At 65.3% G+C, this 21,450-nt stretch carries 24 protein-coding genes; 3 read left to right on the top strand and 21 right to left on the bottom strand.

Annotated elements, in window-relative coordinates:
- Window positions 1-51: 51 nt before the first annotated feature.
- Complete coding sequence (locus RMP10_RS21860) at window positions 52-474, bottom strand: hypothetical protein (protein WP_310572193.1); 423 nt, start codon at window positions 472-474, stop codon at window positions 52-54.
- 1 nt (window position 475) lies between these two features.
- On the opposite strand from RMP10_RS21860, the gene RMP10_RS21855 reads away from it, so the two are divergent.
- A complete protein-coding gene (locus RMP10_RS21855; RefSeq protein WP_310572192.1) occupies window positions 476-652 on the top strand; it encodes a hypothetical protein in 177 nt (58 codons plus the stop codon).
- A 362-nt stretch (window positions 653-1,014) separates the two neighbouring features.
- Window positions 1,015-2,280 (top strand): HDOD domain-containing protein, encoded by a 1,266-nt coding sequence (locus RMP10_RS21850; RefSeq protein WP_310572191.1) that lies wholly within the window; start codon window positions 1,015-1,017, stop codon window positions 2,278-2,280.
- A gap of 95 nt (window positions 2,281-2,375) precedes the next feature.
- Here RMP10_RS21850 and RMP10_RS21845 read toward each other — a convergent pair whose 3' ends face one another.
- Window positions 2,376-3,242, bottom strand: coding sequence for a flagellar motor protein MotB (locus RMP10_RS21845; protein WP_310572190.1), 867 nt, complete (start codon window positions 3,240-3,242; stop codon window positions 2,376-2,378).
- A 4-nt stretch (window positions 3,243-3,246) separates the two neighbouring features.
- Window positions 3,247-4,104, bottom strand: coding sequence for a flagellar motor stator protein MotA (gene motA, locus RMP10_RS21840; RefSeq protein WP_309671649.1), 858 nt, complete (start codon window positions 4,102-4,104; stop codon window positions 3,247-3,249).
- Between the two features lie 36 nt (window positions 4,105-4,140).
- Here motA and RMP10_RS21835 point away from each other — a divergent pair, with 36 nt between their 5' ends.
- Window positions 4,141-4,794 carry a hypothetical protein gene (locus tag RMP10_RS21835; RefSeq protein ID WP_310572189.1) on the top strand — a complete coding sequence of 218 codons (654 nt, stop codon included), beginning with the start codon at window positions 4,141-4,143 and terminating at the stop codon, window positions 4,792-4,794.
- A gap of 14 nt (window positions 4,795-4,808) precedes the next feature.
- Here the strand turns inward: RMP10_RS21835 and RMP10_RS21830 are convergent, their stop codons facing one another.
- The 18 genes from RMP10_RS21830 to fliP form a co-directional block, all read right to left on the bottom strand.
- Entirely contained in the window at window positions 4,809-5,060 is a 252-nt protein-coding gene (locus RMP10_RS21830) for a carbon storage regulator (protein ID WP_310572188.1), read from the bottom strand.
- 6 nt (window positions 5,061-5,066) lie between these two features.
- Entirely contained in the window at window positions 5,067-6,515 is a 1,449-nt protein-coding gene (flgK, locus tag RMP10_RS21825) for a flagellar hook-associated protein FlgK (protein WP_310572187.1), read from the bottom strand.
- Window position 6,516: 1 nt separating this feature from the next.
- Window positions 6,517-7,053 (bottom strand): flagellar export chaperone FlgN, encoded by a 537-nt coding sequence (flgN, locus tag RMP10_RS21820; RefSeq protein WP_310572186.1) that lies wholly within the window; start codon window positions 7,051-7,053, stop codon window positions 6,517-6,519.
- 8 nt (window positions 7,054-7,061) lie between these two features.
- Window positions 7,062-7,418 (bottom strand): rod-binding protein, encoded by a 357-nt coding sequence (locus tag RMP10_RS21815; RefSeq protein ID WP_310572185.1) that lies wholly within the window; start codon window positions 7,416-7,418, stop codon window positions 7,062-7,064.
- Window positions 7,415-8,488 carry a flagellar basal body P-ring protein FlgI gene (locus RMP10_RS21810; RefSeq protein ID WP_310572184.1) on the bottom strand — a complete coding sequence of 358 codons (1,074 nt, stop codon included), beginning with the start codon at window positions 8,486-8,488 and terminating at the stop codon, window positions 7,415-7,417. Before RMP10_RS21810 ends, RMP10_RS21815 begins: the two co-directional genes overlap by 4 nt.
- The gene (locus RMP10_RS21805; protein ID WP_310572183.1) at window positions 8,485-9,114 is read right to left on the bottom strand and encodes a flagellar basal body L-ring protein FlgH; all 630 of its coding nucleotides are present in this window, start codon (window positions 9,112-9,114) and stop codon (window positions 8,485-8,487) included. Before RMP10_RS21805 ends, RMP10_RS21810 begins: the two co-directional genes overlap by 4 nt.
- 26 nt (window positions 9,115-9,140) lie before the next feature.
- A complete protein-coding gene (gene flgA, locus RMP10_RS21800; protein WP_310572182.1) occupies window positions 9,141-9,602 on the bottom strand; it encodes a flagellar basal body P-ring formation chaperone FlgA in 462 nt (153 codons plus the stop codon).
- A gap of 8 nt (window positions 9,603-9,610) precedes the next feature.
- Window positions 9,611-10,399 (bottom strand): flagellar basal-body rod protein FlgG, encoded by a 789-nt coding sequence (gene flgG / locus RMP10_RS21795; protein ID WP_309671640.1) that lies wholly within the window; start codon window positions 10,397-10,399, stop codon window positions 9,611-9,613.
- A 12-nt stretch (window positions 10,400-10,411) separates the two neighbouring features.
- Entirely contained in the window at window positions 10,412-11,089 is a 678-nt protein-coding gene (locus RMP10_RS21790; protein WP_310572181.1) for a flagellar hook-basal body complex protein, read from the bottom strand.
- Window positions 11,090-11,513: 424 nt separating this feature from the next.
- Window positions 11,514-11,930, bottom strand: a complete 417-nt coding sequence (locus RMP10_RS21785) for a hypothetical protein (RefSeq protein WP_310572180.1) — start codon at window positions 11,928-11,930, stop codon at window positions 11,514-11,516.
- Window positions 11,927-12,682, bottom strand: coding sequence for a FliA/WhiG family RNA polymerase sigma factor (locus RMP10_RS21780; protein WP_310572179.1), 756 nt, complete (start codon window positions 12,680-12,682; stop codon window positions 11,927-11,929). The genes RMP10_RS21785 and RMP10_RS21780 overlap by 4 nt, the downstream gene beginning before the upstream one ends.
- Window positions 12,683-12,717: 35 nt before the next feature.
- Complete coding sequence (locus RMP10_RS21775) at window positions 12,718-13,602, bottom strand: cellulose synthase operon protein YhjQ/BcsQ (RefSeq protein ID WP_310572178.1); 885 nt, start codon at window positions 13,600-13,602, stop codon at window positions 12,718-12,720.
- Window positions 13,599-14,453 carry a hypothetical protein gene (locus tag RMP10_RS21770; protein WP_310572177.1) on the bottom strand — a complete coding sequence of 285 codons (855 nt, stop codon included), beginning with the start codon at window positions 14,451-14,453 and terminating at the stop codon, window positions 13,599-13,601. The genes RMP10_RS21775 and RMP10_RS21770 overlap by 4 nt, the downstream gene beginning before the upstream one ends.
- Window positions 14,453-16,537 carry a flagellar biosynthesis protein FlhA gene (gene flhA / locus RMP10_RS21765; RefSeq protein ID WP_309671634.1) on the bottom strand — a complete coding sequence of 695 codons (2,085 nt, stop codon included), beginning with the start codon at window positions 16,535-16,537 and terminating at the stop codon, window positions 14,453-14,455. Before flhA ends, RMP10_RS21770 begins: the two co-directional genes overlap by 1 nt.
- Window positions 16,538-16,548: 11 nt before the next feature.
- Window positions 16,549-17,646, bottom strand: a complete 1,098-nt coding sequence (locus tag RMP10_RS21760) for an EscU/YscU/HrcU family type III secretion system export apparatus switch protein (protein WP_309671632.1) — start codon at window positions 17,644-17,646, stop codon at window positions 16,549-16,551.
- Window positions 17,647-17,649: 3 nt separating this feature from the next.
- A complete protein-coding gene (locus RMP10_RS21755) occupies window positions 17,650-18,474 on the bottom strand; it encodes a flagellar biosynthetic protein FliR (protein WP_310572176.1) in 825 nt (274 codons plus the stop codon).
- 14 nt (window positions 18,475-18,488) lie between these two features.
- On the bottom strand, window positions 18,489-18,758 hold the full coding sequence (fliQ, locus tag RMP10_RS21750; RefSeq protein WP_171225899.1) for a flagellar biosynthesis protein FliQ: 270 nt from the start codon (window positions 18,756-18,758) through the stop codon (window positions 18,489-18,491).
- 873 nt (window positions 18,759-19,631) lie between these two features.
- On the bottom strand, window positions 19,632-21,449 hold the full coding sequence (fliP, locus tag RMP10_RS21745) for a flagellar type III secretion system pore protein FliP (protein ID WP_310572175.1): 1,818 nt from the start codon (window positions 21,447-21,449) through the stop codon (window positions 19,632-19,634).
- Between the last annotated feature and the right edge of the window lies 1 nt (window position 21,450).

Here is a 21,450-nt window from a genome sequence, read left to right as displayed (position 1 = left end):
AGTAGGGAGTACGGGGTACGGGGTAAGGAGTACGGCGTACTCTTCAGAATTCTACGGAAAAACGAGTGGTGCGGAGAGCGTGACGGTGAGAGACGCGCCAGCGGGAAGACAGCGCTCCGTCTGTGAATTGCGGGCGGCGGCAATGGTTCCCGCGGCGGCACCGCCGGCAGCTCCGATGACAGTACCGCGGGTGCCGCCGCCGAGCACGCGTCCGGCGATGGCGCCGATGATGGCGCCGGTGATGACCTTGCCCTTGTCGCCGCCCTTCGAGACCTGGCGCTCGGTGATGGCCACATCGTCGCCCACCCGCACGGTGCCCTGCACGGGCACGAGTTCCCCGTTCACCTGCACGCTGCGCACGCGGAACACGAAGCGGCCGTCGGCGGCGGGCGGCGCCATCTCCACCAGGATCGGCGTACCCACCGGGAGCGACGCGCCGTCGGGTCCGTTCACCGCCTCGGCGAGCTCAGCCACAATGCGATCGCCGGGGCGATTGGCCAGCGAGCAGATGGCGGCGTTGGTCTTTCCGGAAAGTGCGGTGCCGGAGGCGAGACCGCGGGTCGGGCCTGGGGTTGCGGCCGGTGTCGTGGCTGGTGACGTGGATAGTGCCTCGGCGACGGGCGCTGGTGCCGAGGCGGGCTCTACCGCTTGACGCGAAGGTCGCGGAGCACGCGAAGGGCGCGAAGAAGGGCGAACTGCTTGGGGAACTGTTTGCGGCGTGGTCCGAGCGGGAGCGCTCGGGGTAGCAAGAGCGGTGTCACCGATCTGGGCGGGAAGCGGCCGGACCGGCGCGTCGCCGGCGGCTAGCGTGAGATCCCGGGCCAGCAGCGAGTCGACGGCCGACGTCTGTGCATCACGATCGCGACATCCGGCCATCACAAACATTGATAAAGTCAGACACCGTGCGATACTGTGCCGCACGACGAAACGCTTTATCCCTGCTGGCCGTTCGGATTGAAGTTGCCGCATGATCACGACGATAGTCGATGGTATGATGACGAACCCGGGTCCCGTATGAGTTACACCGAAGTCGACGTGACGCCGCCACCAACGGCGCAACACGTGTTCATTGCGCGCCAGCCAATCTTCGATACCAATCGACGACGGGTGGCGTATGAGCTGTTGTATCGGGCGCACCGGGATGCCACGCAGGCGACTGGCCTGTCGGAATCGCACATGTGCGGCGATACGGCGTTGCACGCCCTGCTGTCGATCGGCCTCGATCGGCTGACCGCGGGCACTACGGCGTTCGTGAACATTACCCGAGAACACCTGCTGGGCGAACTTTACAAGATCTTCGACCCGACGGCGGTGGTGCTGGAACTGCTCGAAACGATCGACGGCGACGCGGCGGTAGTCGACGCCTGCGAGCGTGCCGTGGCGGAAGGGTATCGGCTGGCGCTCGACGACTATGACTCGCGCCCGTCGCTCGACCCGCTCCTGCCGTTTGCCAGTATCGTGAAGTTGGATGTCCTCGGGAAAACTGCCGAGGAACTCGCCCCCACGGTGGCGCGGCTCAACGCGCGGGGGCTCACGGTGCTCGCCGAGCGGGTGGAAACGGCCGAGATGCTGCACGCCTGCGAGACGATGGGGTGCGTGCTCTTTCAGGGCTATGTGTTCAGTCGCCCGGAAACACTCGACGGACGCGCCGTCAACGTGCAGCACGCCACGGTGTTCAACATCATGGCCCTGCTCAACGAGCCCGATGTCACGGACTCCGCGCTCGAGGAAGCGTTCCGCAGCCATCCGTCGCTCTCGCTCTCGCTGCTGCGCATCGTGAACTCGGCCTCGTTCGGGGCCCGCTCAGTCGATTCGATTCCCTACGCGATCCGTCTCATCGGCCGTGAGGCATTGTCGCGCTGGATGCTCATCATGCTCATCGCCACCGTCGGCGCCCAGAGCCCGGTGGCCCACGAGGCCGTGGTGAACGCCCTCGTGCGCGGCCGCTTCTGCGAAACGGTGACCGCGCACGGACTCTCCGGCGACCCGTCGGCGCGCTTCCTGGTGGGACTGCTCTCGCGCATGGACGCGCTGCTCGGTCTGCCGATGGACTCCGTGCTGGAGCGGCTCCCGGTCAGCGTGGATGTGCGCGACGCGCTACTCAAAGGTACCGGACCGCATGCGCCGGTTCTGCGCCTCGCCGACGCGTACGAACGCGGTGAGTGGGCCGAGGTCGATGCCGATGACAGCGTGGCGATCGCGCTGCGGGCCGAGCTCGCGGGGCTGTACGCCGATGCCGCTTTGTGGGCTACGCAACGGCTTACAACAACGGCGGAGTAAGAGGTACGGGGTACGGGGTATGGAGTAAGGGGTATGGAGTACGGAGTACGGAGTACGGACCCCATACTCCCGACCCCGTACTCCCTACTTCGCCCTTACCGCGCAACCCTCTTCGAAATATTCGCCCGCATCGAGTCCGTCTTGTACTGCGCCATCGTCGCGGCGTCCGCGGCCCCATCTGGTACCACGCTGAACGGCAGCAGGATCGAGATACGCCGATTGGCAGCCGAAAGCGGATCATCGAGGATACGCGGCTTGGTGGCGGCGTAGCCGCGCACTTCCACGATGCGCCCTTCGTTCAATCCGACGCCTTCGAGGACGCGGCGGGCGGCGTTGGCGCGATCGGCGGAGAGCTCCCAGTTCCCGTAGGTGCCACCGGCGGCGCCAAATTGCGCGGCGTCGGTATGGCCTTCGAGAATCACGGGGTGCTGCAGCGTGGCGAGCTCGGTGCCGATCAGCTGCAGGGCGAGCATCGTCGGCGATTTCATCTTGGCCGAGCCGGTCGGGAAATACACGTCGCCGGCACCTGTTTCCACGAGCTCGATGCGCAGGCCGTCGTTCGTGACCTGCACGTCGACCAGGGCCTTGAGTGACTTCAGCGAATCGTTCGCGGCGACCTTTTCGAGGATCGCGTTCTTGAGCTGCTCGAACGTGCGCTGCTCGGTGCTGCGCACGATCATGCGCAGCGGCGTCTTCTGCACGTTGGTGGGCGCGGTGCCAGTGGAGAGCGGACTCGAACCGGCGCCGTAGCCCTTCTTGTAGCCGACGGGATTGGCGAAGTAGCCCTCGATGGCCTGCTTCGTCTTGTCGTCCATGCCAAGAATCCACATCACCATGAAGAACGCCATCATGGCGGTCACGAAGTCGGCGTACGCCACCTTCCATGAGCCGCCGTGATGGCCGCCGTGTCCGGCGACCTTCTTCTTGACGATGATGATCTTCTTGCCACCGCGCGGAGCCATGGTATTACGCGGCCTTCTTGCGCGTCAGCTCTTCGAGCTCGGTGAAGCTCGGGCGCTCGTGCGGTTCGACGTTGCGGCGGGCAAATTCCACGGCGGTCATCGGTGCGTCGCCTCGAGCGAACGACAGCAGCGCGGTGCGCACGCAGAGCATGTAGTCATGTTCGGCGGCGATGCGATTCTCCATCGCCTTGGCGATCGGACCGAACACGCCGTACGCGAGCAGAATGCCGAGAAACGTTCCGACGAGCGCGGCGGCGACCTTCTCACCGATTTCGGAGGCGGCGCCACCGATCGAGCCCATCGTGATGATCACGCCGAGGACGGCGGCCACGATACCGAAACCCGGCATGGCGTCGCCGACGGCGGTCACGGCGCTGGGCACCAGCATCGCCTCGTGATGATGCTTCTCGAGGTCGACGTCGAGGATCTCGGCCAGATTATGGTCTTCCACGGTGCCGGTGAGGAGCACCTTGAGCGTATCGCACAACAGCGACACCGCGTGGTGGTTGCCCATGAACGACGGATACTTCTGGAAGATGTCGCTGGACTCGGGATTTTCGATGTGCGACTCAAGACCGACCAGTCCATCCTTGCGGGCCTTCTGGAAGATCTCGTAGAGTACCTGCAGCAGTTCGGCATAGGCCGTGGCACCGAACGGATTCGGCTTGAGCAGGCCAAGCGCCTGCGACACCACACCCTTCAGGACCGCGGGCGGATTGGCAATGATCATGGAGCCAAGTCCCGCACCACCGAGAATGAGAAACTCGTTGGGCTGGATGAGCACGGCGAACTCGCCATGGTGCATCAAATAGCCACCGATGACGGAGCCCATCACGATGACCAGGCCTATGATGACAAACACGCGGCAGATCCTGGAGTGCGAGTGGAAAGATCAGACGTGAGCAGCGACGTGGGGGCGGCGCGCTGGCTCTCGGTACATGACGATTTGCTTCGCGGGTTGGCACATGCGTTCAGCAATCGCGTGGCGACGGTCTCGGCCATCGCCGCGCTCTTCGATTCGACGCGTGTTCCCGACGAGCGCGTGCTCACCGGATTGCGCATGGATGCCGACCGCTTGGACGGATTGCTGGAGCAGTTGCGACAGCTGCCGCGACGTGACGACGCCGATCTCGAGCCCCTGATGCCCGGCGACAGTGTGCGCGCTGCCCTGGCGCTGTTCGAGCACCATCCCGAATACCGGGACGTGGGCTGTACCGTGGTGGTCGCCGACGACGTGCAGCCGGTGCGAGCCGATCCATTGGCGTTGCAGCACGCGCTGTGTGTGGCCATGACGGCAGCCTGTCGCGTGGCAACGGGCCGCGACGGCACCGCGCGGGCGAGTGTCCGCATGGCGCTCTCCACCGAAGGCGATGTCGTGCGCATCGAGGTGTCCACCGACGGCAGCACTGGTGAGGGCGACGCCGATGCGCTGGCGCTCGACGCGGGCGCGATCAGCTGGCTGTTGGCGCGGAGCAACGGACACGGACACGCCTATCCCTACGGCTGCCTCATCGAGCTGCCCACCTTGAAGGCCTCGCGCCGCATCGGCTAACGCGCCCGCAGACATCAGGCGTCCGGCTCGGGTGCCGGCGCACTCGTCGGCGCGCCAAGCGCGGCCAGCCATGCCGTGGCCACCGGGGCGGCCGCCCGCTCGTTCTCCGACTTGACCTGATCGGCAATCTCGCCGCGCAGAATCTTGACGTGGCTGGGCGCATCGATGCCGATGCGGACGCCGCCGCGGTCGCAGGACACGACGACGATCCGAATCCCGCCGTCAATGATGATCGAGTCGCCTTCGCGACGTCCGAGGATGAGCATCGCGTATCAGACCAGTGAGAGAAGCGTTTGCATCATATCATCGGCCACTTTGATCATCTTCGTGGCCGCCTGATAAGACTGCTGCACGCGCATCATGTTCACCAGTTCCTCGTCGGTACTCACGCCACTGACCGACTGGCGGCGGGCGTCGGCCTGATCGGCCAGACTGCGGTACACGGTGGCATTGTCGGTCGCGGCGGCGGAATCAATGCCGATTCGCGTGACCATGCTGCGGAAGAAGCTTAAGAATGAGCCCGACTCGGTGGCACCGGTGCTCGACGTCCAGTTGACCGTATCATCGACGATCCGCAGGCCAGCCAGCCCCTGCGCCACGCTGTTGTCGGTCGGACCGTTCGCGTTGCCGCTGGCGGCGATCTTGAGCGGGTCGTTCAGAATGGCGCTGTCGACCCGGATCGTCGCCGCAGTGACCGGGTTGGTGACGGTGCCCGCGGCAAAGAAGTTGCCGGCGGCGGTACCCGGCACCGTATTGCCGGTGAACGAGTAGCCGGTGGTGTGCACGTTGTTCACAGCGGTCGTGAACTGCGCGGCCATGGCATCCAAGCGGCTGCGCGCCTCGGGAATATCGACATTCAACACGTCGACCATCGACTTGAGCTCGCCAGCCAAGGGCGCGAGGCGGTCGGGTGAGTTGCCGAGCTGAATCCGCACGTTCACATCGGTGAGCGGCGTGGCCGGCATGGGATCCGGCATCTCCAGCTTCAGCGAAAGCGGACGCGCCGTATCCCCCTGCACCAGCGTGGAATTGCCGATGAGTACCGACACACCGCCGTCGAGCTGCGGAATAACCCGCGTGCCGGCGATCTTCGAGAGCTCGTCGAGCTTCATGTCGCGCAGATCGCGCAAGTCGTTGTTGGTGTTGCCGTTGCTCTCCGACGTGATGATGCGCGTGTTTAACTCAGCCACCTGCGTGGCGATCGAGTTGATCGTGCTCACGGTATTCTGCAGTCGCTCCAGCGTCGACGTGCGCTGCTGCGTGAGCTGCGTGTCGTACTCGTTGAACAGCTGCGCCACCTGGCGACCACGCTGCTGCACGACCGATCGCGCCGACAGGCTGCTCGGCGACGCGGAGAGGTCGCTCCACGAGCCCCAGAACGCGTCGAGCGCACTGGCCATGCCGGCGTCGCTCGGTTCGCCGAACACGCTTTCCACCTGACCCAGGAGATCACGACGCATTTCGGCACCGCCGGCCAGCGTGCTGGCTGAGCGGTAGCTATCGTCGAGCAGCAGGTCGCGCTTGCGGATGATCGTTTCCACATGTACGCCGGTGCCGACGTTGCCGTACGGCATGCGAACCGGCACGTTGGCGGCGAGTATCGCTTCCTGGCGCGAATAGCCCGGCGTCTCCGCGTTCGCGATGTTCTGCGAGATCGTCTGGAGCGCGGATTGGTGCGTGAGAAGCGCTGTGCGCGCAATGCTCAACAGGCCGGAGGACATGTCAGGCGGTCCGGTTCACGAGCACACCACGAGGCGCACCGCTGGTGGGCGCGGCCAACCCTTCGGTGGCATATGTGGTGGGCAGGGCAGGGGCGCCCACGAGGGTGCGCACATGCTGGTCAGTATTGGTCAGCGCTTCGCGAAGCAGCTTGCGGTTCATGCCCACTTCGCGAGTGAGGAGATCGGCGGCCTGCGTAAGACGCAACCGCGCATCGCGCAGTCGCGTGTCGACCTGGTCGCCGAGCATGTCTTCGAGTTCGCGCAACGTGCAGTCTTCGGACCCGCCCAGCAGGATGTTGAGCTGCCGGCGACGCGTACGCGCCTGACCGAGCGTGGCGAGAATGCGGTGCGTGGCAAAGGTGCTTTCATCCACGCCTTCGATGTCATCCGCCGCGACCGACGCGCGCTGGCGCCGCATCTGCCCGATGAGATCATCGAGCAGCTTACGCTCGCTGATCAGCGCATCGTGCAGCGCATCCAGCAGTGCCCCGGTCGGTACGCCGAGGCGGGGTGCGGGTTCTTGTGGGAAGAGTGTCATCGTCGACATCAGCGGGTGTTTGAATCAGGAGTGGTCACGGAGTCCTGGGGTGCGTCAGCGGGGAGGCCGTGACGCAGCTGTCGGTAGAGCGCCTGCGCGATCCCATGCTCCCACTGCTTGGGAGTCTCGGCAGCAAGGTGCTGATCCAGGAGTCCGGTGAAGATGTCCTCTCCGGCCCCACCTGAAACGATTCCTTCCTGCTGCGGAACGGTCTCGCGCATCGCCTTGTAAAGTTGCTGGACGAACATGCCTTCGAGCTGACTGGCGGACTTCATGAGCGTGGCGTCCCGCTGATCCTTCGCGGACAGTGGGGCCGCGGGCGCGCTCGCGCTCTGCATGCTACGGGCATTGATGCGGTCGATCATCGAACGATGACCTCGGCGGTGATAGCGCCCACTTCGCGGAGGGCGGCAAAGATGGCGGCGATCTCATTCGGTGGCGTCCGCACGGCATGCAGGGCCGACGCCACACGCTGCACGGGAATACCAGCCGGCAGGCGGACACTGCCCGGAATCGCCGTGGTGTCGTTGGCCGTTTCGGTACCAATGGCCAGGGTGATGGCGCCGTGACTCACGGTTGCCGAGCCGACGATCATCTCGCCGCCGGCCACCACGGTGCCGTCCTTGCCGTCGATGATGATGCGCGGACGCGACTCCGGCTTGACGGCGAGATCACGAATGCGGGCCAGCGCGGTCGGCTTCTGCACGGAATCAGGCAGCGTCACGATCACCGAGCCTTCGTCTTCCACGGTGGCGGTCTTATCGCCGTACGTGGCGTTGATGGCGATGGCGATGCGCGTGGCCGTACCAAGATCGGGTTCGCGCAGCAGCAAGCGCGAGGTGGCGACGATGGCCGGGCGCGGGAGATCGGCTTCGAGCACGCCACCCGTAGGAATGCGCGCCGACGTTTCATGCGACGGCATGTAGCGCGTGGCCGCACCGCCATCACTCACCAACAGCGAACCCTGCGCCGACGCGAGTGGCGCGCCACTGGCATCGGCCACGAGCGGCGTCATGTAGAGCGTGCCACCACGCAGCGAGCGCGCATCACCCATGGAGGCGACGTTCACTTCGAAGCGGCCACCAGCGCGCAGATACGGCGACACTTCAGCGGTCACCAGCACGGCCGCGACGTTGCGCATACGAATGAGATCGGCCGGCACTTCGATGTTGAAGCGACGCAGGATGTTGATAACGCTCTGAATCGTGGGGCCGGCGGTCTGTCCGCCGATAGCGCGGTCACCGGTGCCATCGAGTCCGACGGCGAGTCCGTAGCCCACCAGGCGCACCGGGAGCGCACCCTCGGCACTCGTGAGATCACGAATCTTGATGTCGTTCTGCGCGCGGGCCATGACCGGCAACAACAGCAAGCCGGCAGTGACGAGCATGGTGCGGACGATCTTGAAACCGAGGTGGCGTACTTGCATCGTGGTCATGGCCAGAGCGCTCCGAGCACCTTCGTGATGATGCCTTGCTTCGGCTTGCCGAGCGGTCCCGGCGAGGCGTATCCCAGCTGCGCATCAGCCACGCGGCTCGATTCGATCACGTTGGATGTGGACACGTCCTGCGCGCGCACCCAGCCCGTGAAGACGATGTCCTGCAGCGCCTTGTCGATGTCGATCTTCTTCGTGCCTTTGAGTTGCAGCAGACCATTCGGCCCCACCGCGACGATGCGCACGCTCATTTCGTTCTGGAAGCGATTCTCACGGCGCGCCGAGCCACGCTGCTGTTGATCGGCGCTGTTGCGCGAATCGATGCCGACCTGCTTGGAGCTGGTGGGCAGCTTGGCGTTCACCGACAAGCCGCGCGTGCGGTTGTCGGAGGCGGAATTCTCCTTCACCGCCGTCGAGATCGTGTAGTCGTCGATGAGAATCGTGATGATGTCGCCGACGGCGAAGTTGCGACGATCGGCGGTCCACGATTCACGCGGCTTGATCGGCGCGACGGGTGGCACGGTGGTGGCGCTCGCGGTGACCGGCGCGGCTTGCGCAAACAGCTGATGTGCCGAGAGGGCGAGAGCAACAGCGACGCTCGTGGTGACGAGCAAACGCGTGGGATGCATAGAGACGGTCCTCACCTGATGGGTCTTCAACGGAGGCGAACGGTATTGGGCCCGGCAGCAATGCCGTCGAGCCTGCGTGTGGGATCGATGCGAACGCCGACCGGTGCTCCGATGGCGGCGGTGTTGGTCGCGATGCCGGTGACGACCACGCGCAGCGGGCCATCCTGCCAGATCGCCGTGACGCGTGTACCGCTGGTGATCACGGGCGGCGGCATCACGGCCGGTGCGCGCAACACTTCGCCCAAGGCGATGTTGCGGCGCGTGACCCAGCCGGGCAGCGCGCGCGTGGTATCCGGGGCAACGGAGTTCCAGCGCCACACGATCGTCGTGTCCATGGTCGCGATGTCGCCGGCCTGCAGCGTGTCGCCGCGAGCGAGAGCACGCGCCGCCACCGAGACCGTGATCGTGCGTTCCTGCGCGCCGAGCACGGAGACCGCGCCGGCGAGCATGAACATCGAGACCAGGAGTCGCATGAACACGAGTTTCATGAGGCGGACTATCGGGTGATGTTGTTGGCGATCTGACCCATCTCGTCGGCCGTCTTGATGGCCTTCGAGTTGATCTCATAGGCGCGCATGGCGGCGATCATCTCGACCATTTCGGTCACGATTTCGACGTTGCTGCCTTCCAGACTGCCCTGCTGCAGGCGTCCCATGCCTTCGTCGTTCGGGAAGCCGACCACGGGCTGTCCCGAGGCGGCGGTGGGCGCGAGCAAGTTCTGACCGAGCGACATGAGTCCCGAGGGATTCGCAAAGCGCGCGATCTCGATGCGACCGAGTTCGGTCGGTTCGATGTCGTTGCCGCGACGCACGGAGACGATGCCGGTGTTGGAGATCGTGAGCTCGGCCGAGTCGATCGGGATCTGAATCGGCGGCTGTAATCCGTAGCCGGCACTCGTGACGAGCTGTCCCTGATCGGAGATCTGGAAGCTGCCGTCGCGCGTGTAGGCGGTTTCGCCGTTCGGCAGCTGTACCTGGAAGAAGCCTTCGCCTTCGATCGCGACGTCGAGATTGCGGTTGGTCTGTTCGAGCGGTCCCTGTTCGTGCATGCGCTGCACGCCGGAGAGTCGCGTACCACGTCCGACCTGAATGGCGGCGGTGGTGTTGGTCGCGGTCTCGCCGAGGATGGCCTGATCCTGCACGGTCTGGTACAGCAGGTCCTCGAAGTGTGCCCGGCTCCGCTTGAAGCCGGGCGTGTTCACGTTGGCGAGGTTATTGGCGATGACTTCAGTGCGAGTCTGCTGCGCCATCATGCCGGTAGCGGCGGCGCGAAGTGCCGGATCCATGTCCTATTCTCCTTAAACGGGCTTGGCGAGGTCGTTCACGGACGTCCCGCGCGCGGCATCGATGGTCGAAAGCGCCTTCTGAGCGGCACCGTAGCGGTGCAGCACGGCGAGCATGTCGGTCATCGCCGACATCGTGTTGACGTTGGATTCCTCGAGGAATCCCTGTTTCACGGTGCGTTCGGCCGGCGGGATCGTCTGGCGCGAGGCATCGGGTACGAACTGGGTGCCACCTTCGTGCAGGAGCTGCGCGCCATCGGCCACGCGCTCGAGCCGCAGTCGCTGCAGTACCCGTCCATTCACTTTGACGGTGCCGTCCGCTCCGATCTCGACGGTGCCGGTGGGCAGTACGATGGGCCCCTCTTCACCGAGCACCGCATTGCCGCGTTCATCCACGAGCTGGCGGTCCGAATCGAGCCGGAAGCTGCCGTTGCGGACGAAGCGCTCGCCGTTGGGGGTGTTGGTGACGAAGAACCCGTCCCCTTCGACGGCGAGATCGAGACTGTTGTGCGTCTCGGTCAGCGATCCCGCTGTGAGATCGAGAGCGGTGTCGGTCTTGGCGAGCTGGTTGTCCATCAGCCGGGCGAACGCCGTCTCCGCTTTGAATCCGCGGGTGGAGGCGTTGGCGAGGTTGTTGGCGAGCACCTGCTGCTTCCGCTCCAGCATCTGCATGGCGGCGGCGGCACTGCTCATTCCATTGGTTCGAACGGGTCCGGGCATGGTCGTGGTTTGGAAAGGGTACACGAACTCACCAGGGTAAAAAGCAACGGTCGGGCCACGAATTGCCCGACCGGGGTAATTCTGTTAAGTTGTTGTGATACTTGGGCTTGAATGCTTTCGCGAGGTGCCGTTCTCGGTCACCGGGGAGACCGGAGGGCGGCAATAGCTGCCGCTCGTGCCCGGGTGGTTCGGAGCCCTCGGCGGTTGTTGCCGTAGGGGGGCGGTGGTGAGACGGCGCCGGAAAAGCGAAAAGCAACAGCGGGAACACGGAGGGAACGGATTTCACCGATTACACAGATAAGAAAAAATCGCTTGTGCTTATCTGTGTCATTCGTGTCATCCGTCCATTCCGTGTTCCCGCTGTAGCTGTTGCTTTTGTTGGTTCAGCGGCAGTCGCTCAGACCGCCGACATGCGCGAGCCGGAGATCTCGAGCAGCATGGACACGGCATCCACGGGAAGGCCGGTTTTCCAGGCGATCTCGGTGGGGTCAGCGCCGGCGGCGGCGAGGGCGGCGACGGCACGCGGGGTGCGCGACGACTTGCCGCCGCGCAGCGTGATCGTCGGGGCCGGGGTGTGGCGGGCCTGCCGGGTGGTCTTGGTAGGGCGGGCGCGGAGGCCGCGGATCACAAGCCGGGCGGCGAGGACCACGGCGGCGATACCGAAGAGGGAGCCGATGCCGAGCAGACGCTGTTCGTGAGAAACGGCGGGCGACACGACGACGGCACCAACGATCAGGCCGATCACCGTGACGCCGAGCCCGATGCCGACCATCTGCATCGACTCACGGAGCGCGCTGCCGCTAAACGCGCTCATGCCACGTTCTCACGGAGCGGGGTGAGCTCGACGCGCAGCTTGCTGAGCGCCTTCGAGCGAATCTGCGACACGCGCGACTCGGTCAATTCGAGCACCTTCGCGATCTCGTGCAGCTTGAGCTCTTCGAAGTAGTACAGCGACAACACCACGCGCTCCTGCTCCTTGAGATGCATGATCGCATCCTTGAGGTGAGACACTTCCTGTTCGTGCGTGAGGCTGTCCTCGACATCGCTGTCGCCGCCGCTGCTGAGCGTTTCGGCCGGCACCGGTGCCGTGTTCTCGCGCTCGCCCGGCGTACGGTCGAGCGGGATGTGATGCGCGCCTTCCACGTCGGCCTGCCAGCGCCAGAGCGTGTCCATGTCCACGTTCAAATGCTGCGCCAGTTCCTTGTCGTCGGGGGCACGGCCATGCGTGCGCTGAAACGACTCGCGGCCAGCTGAGATTTCACGCGTCTTGCGACGGATCGAGCGCGGCACATGATCCTGCTTGCGGAGTTCGTCCAGAATCGCACCGCGAATGCGGGGGGCGGCGAAGGTGCTGAAGGCGAGACCGCGCGAGAAGTCGAAGCCTTCGAGCGCCGTCATCAGGCCGATCGTCCCGGCGCTGACCAGCTCATCGAAATCGGCGCGGACGGCGAGCGTGCGCGACACTTGACGGGCCACATGATGAACGAGACCGAGATGCTCCTCGAGAAGTCGATCGCGCGCCGTCTGGTTGCCGGCCTGGTATGACTGCCAAAGCTTGGTGTGCATGGTGGCAGAGCCTTGCGTAGAAACGAGAGTCACGGTCAAGTACCAGAACGGGAGAGTGAAGCAGTCGCCAGCGCGCGCATCACGACTTCGTGAGCAGCAATCGCAGCCGGAGAACCGGCGGCCGCATGCGGGAAAGGCATTCCCGCGCGTAGCGCGGCATCGAGCGTCGGATCAGCTGGAACAGCGCCGGCAAGGCGCAGTGAAACTCCGAGAAACTGACGGGCACCGGCGTCGATGGCGTCGAAGCAACGAGCGGCTTCGCTCCCTTCATGTCGATTGACGAGTACGTCCATCGGAAGGGCACCGTGACGGGAGTGCACCGCTTTGCAGAGCGCGTAGGTCGAGGCAAGGCCTACCGGATCACTGCCGGCGGAAACGGCGATGAGGCGTTCGTCGGCGTGCGGCGTGATCGCCGCCAGCACGGTGTCGATGCGCGCCCCACAGTCGATGACGACGAGGTCCATTCCATCAGCCAGAACGCCGAGCCGGCGCATGCAGGCGCGACGTTCGGCGGCGGACAGCGCGAGACCGTCGGCGGCGAGGCGCGCCGCGCCGCCGGCCACGAGGGTCAGCGTGGTGCTGACCGGCGTCGCCACGTCGGTCGGCGACACGCGGCCGCCGCGCAGATCCTGCCAGGACGCGCGGGCCTGCACGCCCAACGTGAGCGCGAGCGGTCCGACAAAATCATCGGCGTCGATCAATAACACGCGCCGACCATCACCGGCTGCTGCAACGGCCAGCAAGGCCGATACCAGCGACGTGCCACTGCCACCGCGGCCACTGGCCACCAGCAGCGTCGTCGCACCACTCGGCGCACCACCCTGCTGCGTGCTGTGGCGCGGGCCGCGGCCCAGCAGTGCGTCGACCTGCGACACACTCGCGGTTCCACGCGGCGGCGACATGAGTTGATAGCCGCTCATGCGGGCATCCAGTCCGGCTCCGCATCAGCGGAGAGTCCCCAGGCGCGCAGCAACCGCGGCACACCGGGCTTGAGATCGCTGGGCACGTCCTGTCCGTCGGTGACCCACCGCGTCGGCATTTCGAGTGACAGCGCGAGATCGCTGATGCCCGATTCACGCGGCACTTCGTCGACCTTGGAGAGAATGAGGTGCGTGGCACCGCAGTGATTGCGGGTGGCGCGATAGGCGCGGCCGATGTCGACCGCGAGGTCGGCGCGCAACGACGCCGGAATCACGAGATGCACTTCGTCGGGATCGAGCGCGTCGAGCAGCGAACGCCAGCGCTCGGTGAGCTCGGCCGATGCCGGACTGCGGCCCGGCGTGTCGATGATGATCACATCGCAGGCGCCCGAGAGACGCTTCATGGCGGCGTCCACTTCACGCGCGTCATACACGACTTCGAACGGCACGTCGGCGAGGTCGGCATACGTGGCCAGCTGCTCCATGCCACCCACGCGATAGGTATCGATCGTGAGCAGGCCCGGACGCGCCGCGCCGAACATACCACGGCGCACAGCGAGCTTGGCCGCGGTCGTCGTCTTGCCGGCGCCCGTCGGACCGACCAACGCGATGCAATACGGACGACCGTCGGCCTGGCGCATGTTGGTTGGGAACGGCGTGGGCTCGAGGCGCGCGCGCACACGATCGATCGCGGTGGACGGCGCGGCCATGACTTCGACCATCGGCACCCCACCGTCACGCACGGTGCGCGTATGGAGAATCATCACATCGTCGCCGAGCGTGCGACGGGCCCGATCGGCCACGCGCGAGAGGTCGACGCCACGAAAACGTTCGGCCGTGTTGAAGTGCATCAGTTCATCTCCCAGGTGGCAACACTGCTCAGCGTGATCTGCGCGGGGAGCTCGGCGAGGGAGACCACCGGGAGGCTGGGCAACACAGGTTCGATCAGGCGGCGCACGCCCACACGCAGCGACGGCGGCGTGATAAGCGGGAGCGGACGGCCATCCACCGAGTAGGTGCTGGCCATCTGATTAAGATCGCGCAGCAGGCCGGCCAGCGATTCCGGTGTGAGCACCGGCGCGTTGACGTTCGACGAGCGCGGCGAGAAGAGACCGAGCAGCGCCGACTCGAGCCGACCGCCGATGGTGATACCGCGAACGACACCACTCTGATCGGCGAACAGGCGGGCAATGACGTTGGTGAGCGACTTGCGCACCACTTCGGTAAGCGCTTCGGGATCCTTGGTGGCATCCGCGCCGTCGCCGATCGCTTCGAGGATCGTGACGAGATCGCGAATCGGTACCCGCTCGCGGAGGAGCCGCTGCAGCACACGATGCAGTACGCTGAGCGAGACCTTGTTCGGGATGATCTCTTCGACGAGCGCCGGATGCGACTTCTTGAGCGTCTCGACCATTTCCTGCACTTCCTGACGACCGAGCAGATCGGCCGCGCTGTTCTTGAGCGTCTCCAGCAGGTGCGTGGCCACCACCGTGGTCGGTTCGACGACCACGTAGCCGCGCGCTTCGGCGTCGGAACGCTGCCCCATCGAGACCCACTTGGCGGGCATGCCGAACGACGGATCGACGGTATCCATGCCCTGGATCTCTTCGACCACACCACCGGTGTTGAGCGCCATGACGAAGCGCGGGAGCACTTCGCCGCGCGCGACTTCGGAGCCGCGCAGCTTGATCACGTACTCGTTGGCCGGCAGACGGATGTCGTCGCGAATACGAATGGCCGGCACCAGAATGCCGAGTTCGAGGGCCGCCTGCTTGCGCAGCAGTCCGATGCGTTCGAGGAGATCGCCACCCTGGCTTTCGTCCACGAGCGGGATGAGCGAGTAGCCAACTTCGAGTTCGATGGGGTCGATCTGCAGCAGGTCGCGCATGGGATCGTTCGGCGCCGGCGCTTCGATTTCTTCGATCGGCGCGGCGGAGAACTGGGCGAGTTCGTTGCGCGTCTTGACCGCCTTCTCCGACATCTTGGCGAGCAACGCCGCGCCGCCGGCCAAGGCGAGGAAGGGGAACATCGGCAGGCCGGGAATCAACGCGAATGATGACAGCACACCGGCCACCATCCACATGGCGCGCGGATGCGCGCCGAGCTGCTTGCTGAGCACGGTGCCCATGCGCTCGTTCCCGGCGGCGCTGGTGACCATGAGACCCGCGGCCGTGCTGATGATCAGCGCCGGCACCTGCGACACGAGGCCGTCGCCGACCGTCAGGAGCGTGTAGGTGCTGGCGGCCTTTTCGAGCGGCATGCCCTTCTGGATCACGCCAATGAAGATGCCGCCGATGATATTCACGGCGACCACGAGAATGCCGAGGATCGCGTCGCCCTTCACGTACTTCGAGGCGCCGTCCATCGCGCCGTAGAAGTCGGCGGTGCGCGAGATCACGTCGCGGCGGGTGCGGGCTTCTTTCTCGTCGATAAGGCCGGCCGAGAGGTCGGCGTCGATCGCCATCTGCTTGCCGGGCATCGCGTCGAGTGCGAAGCGCGCGCCGACTTCGGCGATACGGCCGGCACCCTTCGTGATGACGATGAAGTTGATGCCGATCAGGAGCAGGAAGATCACGATACCGACGGCGTAGTTGCCGCCGATCACGAAGTTGCCGAACGCTTCGATCACCTTGCCCGCGTGCGCCTCTGTGAGAATGAGACGCGTGGACGAGACGTTGAGGCCGATGCGGAAGAGCGTGAGTAGCAACAGCAGCGCGGGAAAGCTGCTGAAGTCGAGCGGATCGGTGGTGTACAACGACACCAGCAACACCACCAGCGACAAACCAATGCTGGCGGCGAGAAACAGGTCCAGCATGAGCGGTGGCAAGGGCACCACGATCAGTGCCAGAATGAGCACGACCGCGAGGGCGAGGGCGACTTCCGCCTTCTTGCCGGGTTCTACCGGGAGCGAAATGGGGAGAGCTGCGCTGGTCACTTAGGCGTTCCTCATGCGGCGGCCGTTCCACGCCACGAGGCGCCGAACCGTTCACGCTGACGCATCACGAAGGCGAGCACTTCGGCGACGGCCAGATACATCTCGACGGGAATGACGGTGCCCACCTTGGCCACGACGATGAGCGCGCGGGCGAGGGGAATGTTTTCGATCACAGGCACGTTGTGCTTGAAGGCGAGTTCCTTGATGCGCAGGGCGATCTTGCGCTGGCCGATCGCGACCACGTACGGCGCGGGAGCGACGTTGGGGTCGTACTTGATGGCGATGGCGATGTGCACCGGGTTCACGATGACGACATCGGCCTTGGGGACTTCGGCGAACATCTGGCGACGGATGCGCTCGCGACCGATCTGCCGGCGGCGTCCTTTTACTTCCTGATTGCCTTCCTGCGACTTCGCTTCTTCCTTCACTTCCTGCTTCGTCATCTTCAACGACTCAGTGGTGCTGTACTTCTGCCACGCGAAGTCGGCGAGGGCGAGCACGAGGAACATCAAGCCGGCGTTCTTGAGCAGCGCGATGGCGTACTTTCCTACGACCTGCATAAGTGCAGCGGGCGACTTGTCGAGCGCGAGACCCTGCACGTCGGGCCAAGCATCGGCCAGCGTGGAGTACACGGCCCACGCCACGATGCTGAGCTTCAGTAGCGCCTTCACGAGTTCGACGATCGACTGCTTGCCGAGGAGCCGTCCGAGATTGTTCATCGGATTGATGCGGCTGAACTTCGGCGTCAGGGTTTCGGTGGTGAGCAAGCCGCCGGTCTGCATCGCTTGCACCGCAATCGCGATCACGGCGAGGGCCGCCATCATGCCGACCATCGCGACGATGGTGCGGAAACCGATGGCCTGCAGAAATGGAATGGCTGACGCCCCGCCGCGCTCGAGGTTGCCCGCGTTGGCGAGCGTGTTGCCCATCGTATCGAGCAGGAACTGCCAGAGCGGCGGTCCGGCCATCGTCATCGTGAGCGTGGAGCCCAGGAGGAAGGCGGCGGTGGTGAGCTCAGGGCTCTTGGCGATCTGGCCTTTGTTGCGCGCGTCGTCGAGCTTTTTACCAGAGGGCGCTTCTGTCTTTTCGCCGGAATCTGAATCAGACATGGATCAACGCCCCGTCGTCGGCGCAGGGGCGACGTGCACCGCCCGCGCAAAAGTGTCGAGCGTCGTGGCGTAGGCCGGCGTCCAGTCGGCGAGCGCGTGGACGACGAGGCCGATCGAACCGGCGAAGGTGAGCAGGCCGATCCCGATCTGCAGCGGGAAGGCAAGGCTCATGACCTGCAACTGCGGCGCGGCGCGTCCGAGGATCGCCAGCGCGATGTTGGCTACGAGAATGGCGGCGATTACCGGCGCCGCGAACTGCACGCCGGTCGCGAAGATCGTGGTGCCGGCCATGGTGACGGCCAGCATGCCGCTGGGCAGATCGAGCGGCGCGCCGAGCGGCATCGAGACGAAGCTCTGCGCGACGGCCTGCAGCATGATGAGATGACCGCCGCCGGTGAGGAGCAGCGTGACGGCCAGCATCTGCATGAAGGTGCCGAGGATGGCGCCCTGCGTGTTGTTGACGGGATCGAGAATCGCCATGCCCGACAGACCGATCGAGTTGGTCATCAGCTCACCCGCGAACTCGGCGCCGGCCACGATGATCGCGGCGGCGAAGCCGATCACGAAGCCGATGATGGTTTCGCTCAGGAACGTCACCGGCGTGATGCGGAGCGCGGTGAGATCGGCGGTGGCGGAGGCGCTCGGAATGAGCAGCGTGGCGAACACGACGAGGACGGCGGTGCGGAGCTTCATGGGGAAGCTCTTGGCCGACCACGCCGGGGCGACGAGCAACAGCCCGCCCACGCGGAGCGCGGTCAGCACGAAGGCTGTCGCGACGCCGGGAGCGAAGAAGTCGGGGAGGCCGAAGAGGCCCGTCGAAGGATTCACGAAATCGATCCGGCTCAGCCGACCATCGCGGGGATGCCGCGAAAGAGTTCGGTGGTGTAGCGGATCAGGATCTGGAGCAGCCACGGCATGCCGACGATGAAGGCACCGCCCACGAGGACGAGCTTCGGAACGAAGGCCAGGGTCTGTTCCTGGATCTGGGTGACCGACTGGATGATCGACACGACGAGACCCACGCCGAGGGCGATGAGCAGCATCGGGGCGGCAATCATGAGCGCGGTCATGATTGCTTGGCGGGACAAGTCGATGACGAGTTGGTGAGACATCCGGGTCGGCTCGAGAAAAGAGAACTGTCGAGCTTCAGTTAAAGCAGGGGCCGTACCAACGGCGATCCGGATCACAGAGTTGGCTAACGCATTGTATTCATTAGGTTTACCGCTTGATGATGAATCGGTTGCTTTGACCGAGTACGGTGGTTCGGCAAGATTTGCCGAGTGCAGGAGCGGCGGATAGCGGCACGAGTTGCCGCGGGATCGCGAACGGCGAACTCCCTAGTAAGCAGGGGGGAGGGTATCAGGGGGCAGGGTGGAGGAACTGCGCGCGTTTCCCTCCCTCCTGCCTCCAGATACCCTCCTCCCTGCTTACTAGGGTGTTTGCCGTTTCAGTGCCGGCTGACCAACCTCCGCTAAGCCCGCGCCATCACCGTCACCACGATCAGCTCGTCATCGGCCTTGAACGTGGACCGGCGCACCGGCGCGGAGCCGGGGAAACGGAAGCGGTAATCGGCGCCTTCCACCACGACGGGCAGGCCGAGAGAGCAGGTCTCCGGCAGCGTGTCGCGCGGCCGGGCGCTTCGATGTGAATGAGCATGCCGCGAATCACGTGATTCAGTCGCAGTCGCGCAGATGTGAGATCGGGGGACACACCGAGCGATCCGTCGCGGAGAAAGCCGCAGGTGCCCTTGATGGGGCGCACACAGCGAAAGACACGGCCCACTCCGGCTCGTGTCGCTTGCGGTGTGGAGGCAGCGTCGCCCCGATTTTCGTTGTCTCGCTTCTGTACAATCCTGGACATCTCCGAATCACGGAGCAGTGGCCTACTCACTTGAGCGCATTCGGACGGACGGTCCGATCATTGAGATGATTTCTTCGTTAGAGACCGCAACGATCAGGGAATCGCCGACGCGTTCCCGACGGCGACTACTTGAAGCTCTGCACGAGGCTCGTGATGGTGAGCGTCCATCCATCGACCAGCACGAAGAGCAACAACTTGAAGGGCAGTGAGATCATCGCTGGTGGCAGCATCATCATGCCCATACTCATGAGCACCGAGGCGACGACGGCATCGATGATGATGAACGGCAGATAAATGGCGAATCCGATTTGGAAGGCCGTACGCAGTTCGCTGGCCACGAAGGCCGACATCAAGACGTGCAGCGGCACATCGTCCACGGTGTTCGGGCGCGGCATCCGGCTCATTTCGACGAACGTCTTGAGATCCGATTCGCGGGTCTGACGCAGCATGAACTCGCGCATCGGCTTCACGCCGGTCTTCATCATCTCGACCTGCGTCATCTTGCCTTCGAGCCAAGGCTCAATAGCCTGGCGATTCACTTGCGTGAGCGTGGGCGTCATCACGAAGCCCGTCAGCAGCAGCGCCATGCCGGCCAGCAGGTGCGCCGGCGGCGCACTCTGCGTACCCATCGCCTGCTTCAGGAAGTGCAGCACGATCAGGATGCGGGTGAAGCCCGTCATCATGAGCAGCAGGGTGGGGAGCAGCGTGAGCAGCCCCATCATGACCACGATGCCGACGGTGCCGTTCAGGCGCAGGCCACCGGTCTCGCCGTCGCCGCCGAGCTTCACATCCATCTGCGGCATCATGCGCATGATCGCATCGTCGGTGCCGACCGGCGCCGGTGACGCGGTGTTGGCGCGTCCGCTCGCGTCGCGGGCCGAGTCGTCCACCATCTGTGACATCGGACGGCGCGACGCGGCGGCCTGCGCCGTCAGCACGGCCCCGTTGTCGGCGCCTGGCGTTGCGCCCAGGCGCGAATTGCGGCTCTTGGGCTTTGCGGCGGCGGGCTTGGTGGCCGCTTCTGCCGCCGCGGCCTTTTGCACGAGGTCCTGCGTCACGCTCTGCAGCGAGGCCGGCAGCGAAAAGTCGGGCGCACCCGGTGCCGTCGGCGCGGCCAGCGTGGTCGTCGTCGCGGGGGCACCCGGCAGTGCCGGTGCTTGGAGTGGCGTGGGCGCGGCCGCCGCGGCTGCCGGCGTGGCCGGCCGCGGCGGCGTACTCTGGGTTGCGGCCTGCGCGCTCAGCGACGTGGCGCCGAGCAGGAACATCGCGGCGGCGAAGGTCGCGAGACGCGTCGCGCCGCCCAACGAAATGCCGAGCATCGCCCGGAAGTCGCGATCGGCCTGCTGCGTGGAAGACGTCGCCGACTGCGGCGTATACGTGATCGCCTCTCCGCGGCGCGTGGTCACGGCGGCCGTCAGAAATGCGGGGACTTCGCTCGGCTCGGCCGACGAGAACGGCAACACGGCGACGCGCGGCGCACTGGGCACCAAGAACGCGCCAAGGTGCTCGGCATCCGCCTCCGACATCGCGGCCTGCACATTCGTGGCGTTGAGTGAGCGGCGGAACATCGCGCCGAACATGCCCGGCAAGGCCGAAGGCAGTGCGGTCGGCATGGAGAACGACGCGGAAGCAGCCGCGCTGGAGACCATCGGCACCGGCAACGTGCTGGTCGCAATCACGCGCTGGCGGTCGACTTCATCGAGTTCGAACAGCTGACGGACACCACCTTCGCCGACCGAGAGCGCCATCACCCGTTCTCCCACGCGCACCACGGCGAGCCCCGTCTTCGGGCCCAGCGGAATGCGCTGCACGACTTCCAACGGCACACGCGTTTTCGAGGCGAGGGCGCCGGCTCCGAAGCGCTTGAGCGCCCAGAGACAGACGGCGCCAAGTCCGAGGACGAAGGCGAGAGCAGCGACGACACCGAGTGCAGCGGTCAGCATG

This window comes from Gemmatimonas sp. (genome assembly GCF_031426495.1).
Lineage (GTDB): Bacteria > Gemmatimonadota > Gemmatimonadetes > Gemmatimonadales > Gemmatimonadaceae > Gemmatimonas.
The sequence above is the reverse complement of the archived record's forward strand: the minus strand, read 5'-3'. Positions and strand labels throughout refer to the sequence as shown.

Bases quoted from the DNA above. Each gene is read 5' to 3' on its own strand.
- RMP10_RS21855 (WP_310572192.1), top strand. From the start codon at position 476: ATGCGATCGCCGGGGCGATTGGCCAGCGAGCAGATGGCGGCGTTGGTC.
- RMP10_RS21850 (WP_310572191.1), top strand. From the start codon at position 1,015: ATGAGTTACACCGAAGTCGACGTGACGCCGCCACCAACGGCGCAACAC.
- RMP10_RS21845 (WP_310572190.1), bottom strand. From the start codon at position 3,242: ATGGCTCCGCGCGGTGGCAAGAAGATCATCATCGTCAAGAAGAAGGTC.
- RMP10_RS21830 (WP_310572188.1), bottom strand. From the start codon at position 5,060: ATGCTCATCCTCGGACGTCGCGAAGGCGACTCGATCATCATTGACGGC.
- flgK (WP_310572187.1), bottom strand. From the start codon at position 6,515: ATGTCCTCCGGCCTGTTGAGCATTGCGCGCACAGCGCTTCTCACGCAC.
- flgN (WP_310572186.1), bottom strand. From the start codon at position 7,053: ATGACACTCTTCCCACAAGAACCCGCACCCCGCCTCGGCGTACCGACC.
- RMP10_RS21815 (WP_310572185.1), bottom strand. From the start codon at position 7,418: ATGATCGACCGCATCAATGCCCGTAGCATGCAGAGCGCGAGCGCGCCC.
- RMP10_RS21810 (WP_310572184.1), bottom strand. From the start codon at position 8,488: ATGACCACGATGCAAGTACGCCACCTCGGTTTCAAGATCGTCCGCACC.
- RMP10_RS21805 (WP_310572183.1), bottom strand. From the start codon at position 9,114: ATGCATCCCACGCGTTTGCTCGTCACCACGAGCGTCGCTGTTGCTCTC.
- flgA (WP_310572182.1), bottom strand. From the start codon at position 9,602: ATGAAACTCGTGTTCATGCGACTCCTGGTCTCGATGTTCATGCTCGCC.
- flgG (WP_309671640.1), bottom strand. From the start codon at position 10,399: ATGGATCCGGCACTTCGCGCCGCCGCTACCGGCATGATGGCGCAGCAG.
- RMP10_RS21790 (WP_310572181.1), bottom strand. From the start codon at position 11,089: ATGAGCAGTGCCGCCGCCGCCATGCAGATGCTGGAGCGGAAGCAGCAG.
- RMP10_RS21785 (WP_310572180.1), bottom strand. From the start codon at position 11,930: ATGAGCGCGTTTAGCGGCAGCGCGCTCCGTGAGTCGATGCAGATGGTC.
- RMP10_RS21780 (WP_310572179.1), bottom strand. From the start codon at position 12,682: ATGCACACCAAGCTTTGGCAGTCATACCAGGCCGGCAACCAGACGGCG.
- RMP10_RS21775 (WP_310572178.1), bottom strand. From the start codon at position 13,602: ATGAGCGGCTATCAACTCATGTCGCCGCCGCGTGGAACCGCGAGTGTG.
- RMP10_RS21770 (WP_310572177.1), bottom strand. From the start codon at position 14,453: ATGCACTTCAACACGGCCGAACGTTTTCGTGGCGTCGACCTCTCGCGC.
- RMP10_RS21760 (WP_309671632.1), bottom strand. From the start codon at position 17,646: ATGTCTGATTCAGATTCCGGCGAAAAGACAGAAGCGCCCTCTGGTAAA.
- fliQ (WP_171225899.1), bottom strand. From the start codon at position 18,758: ATGTCTCACCAACTCGTCATCGACTTGTCCCGCCAAGCAATCATGACC.
- fliP (WP_310572175.1), bottom strand. From the start codon at position 21,449: ATGCTGACCGCTGCACTCGGTGTCGTCGCTGCTCTCGCCTTCGTCCTC.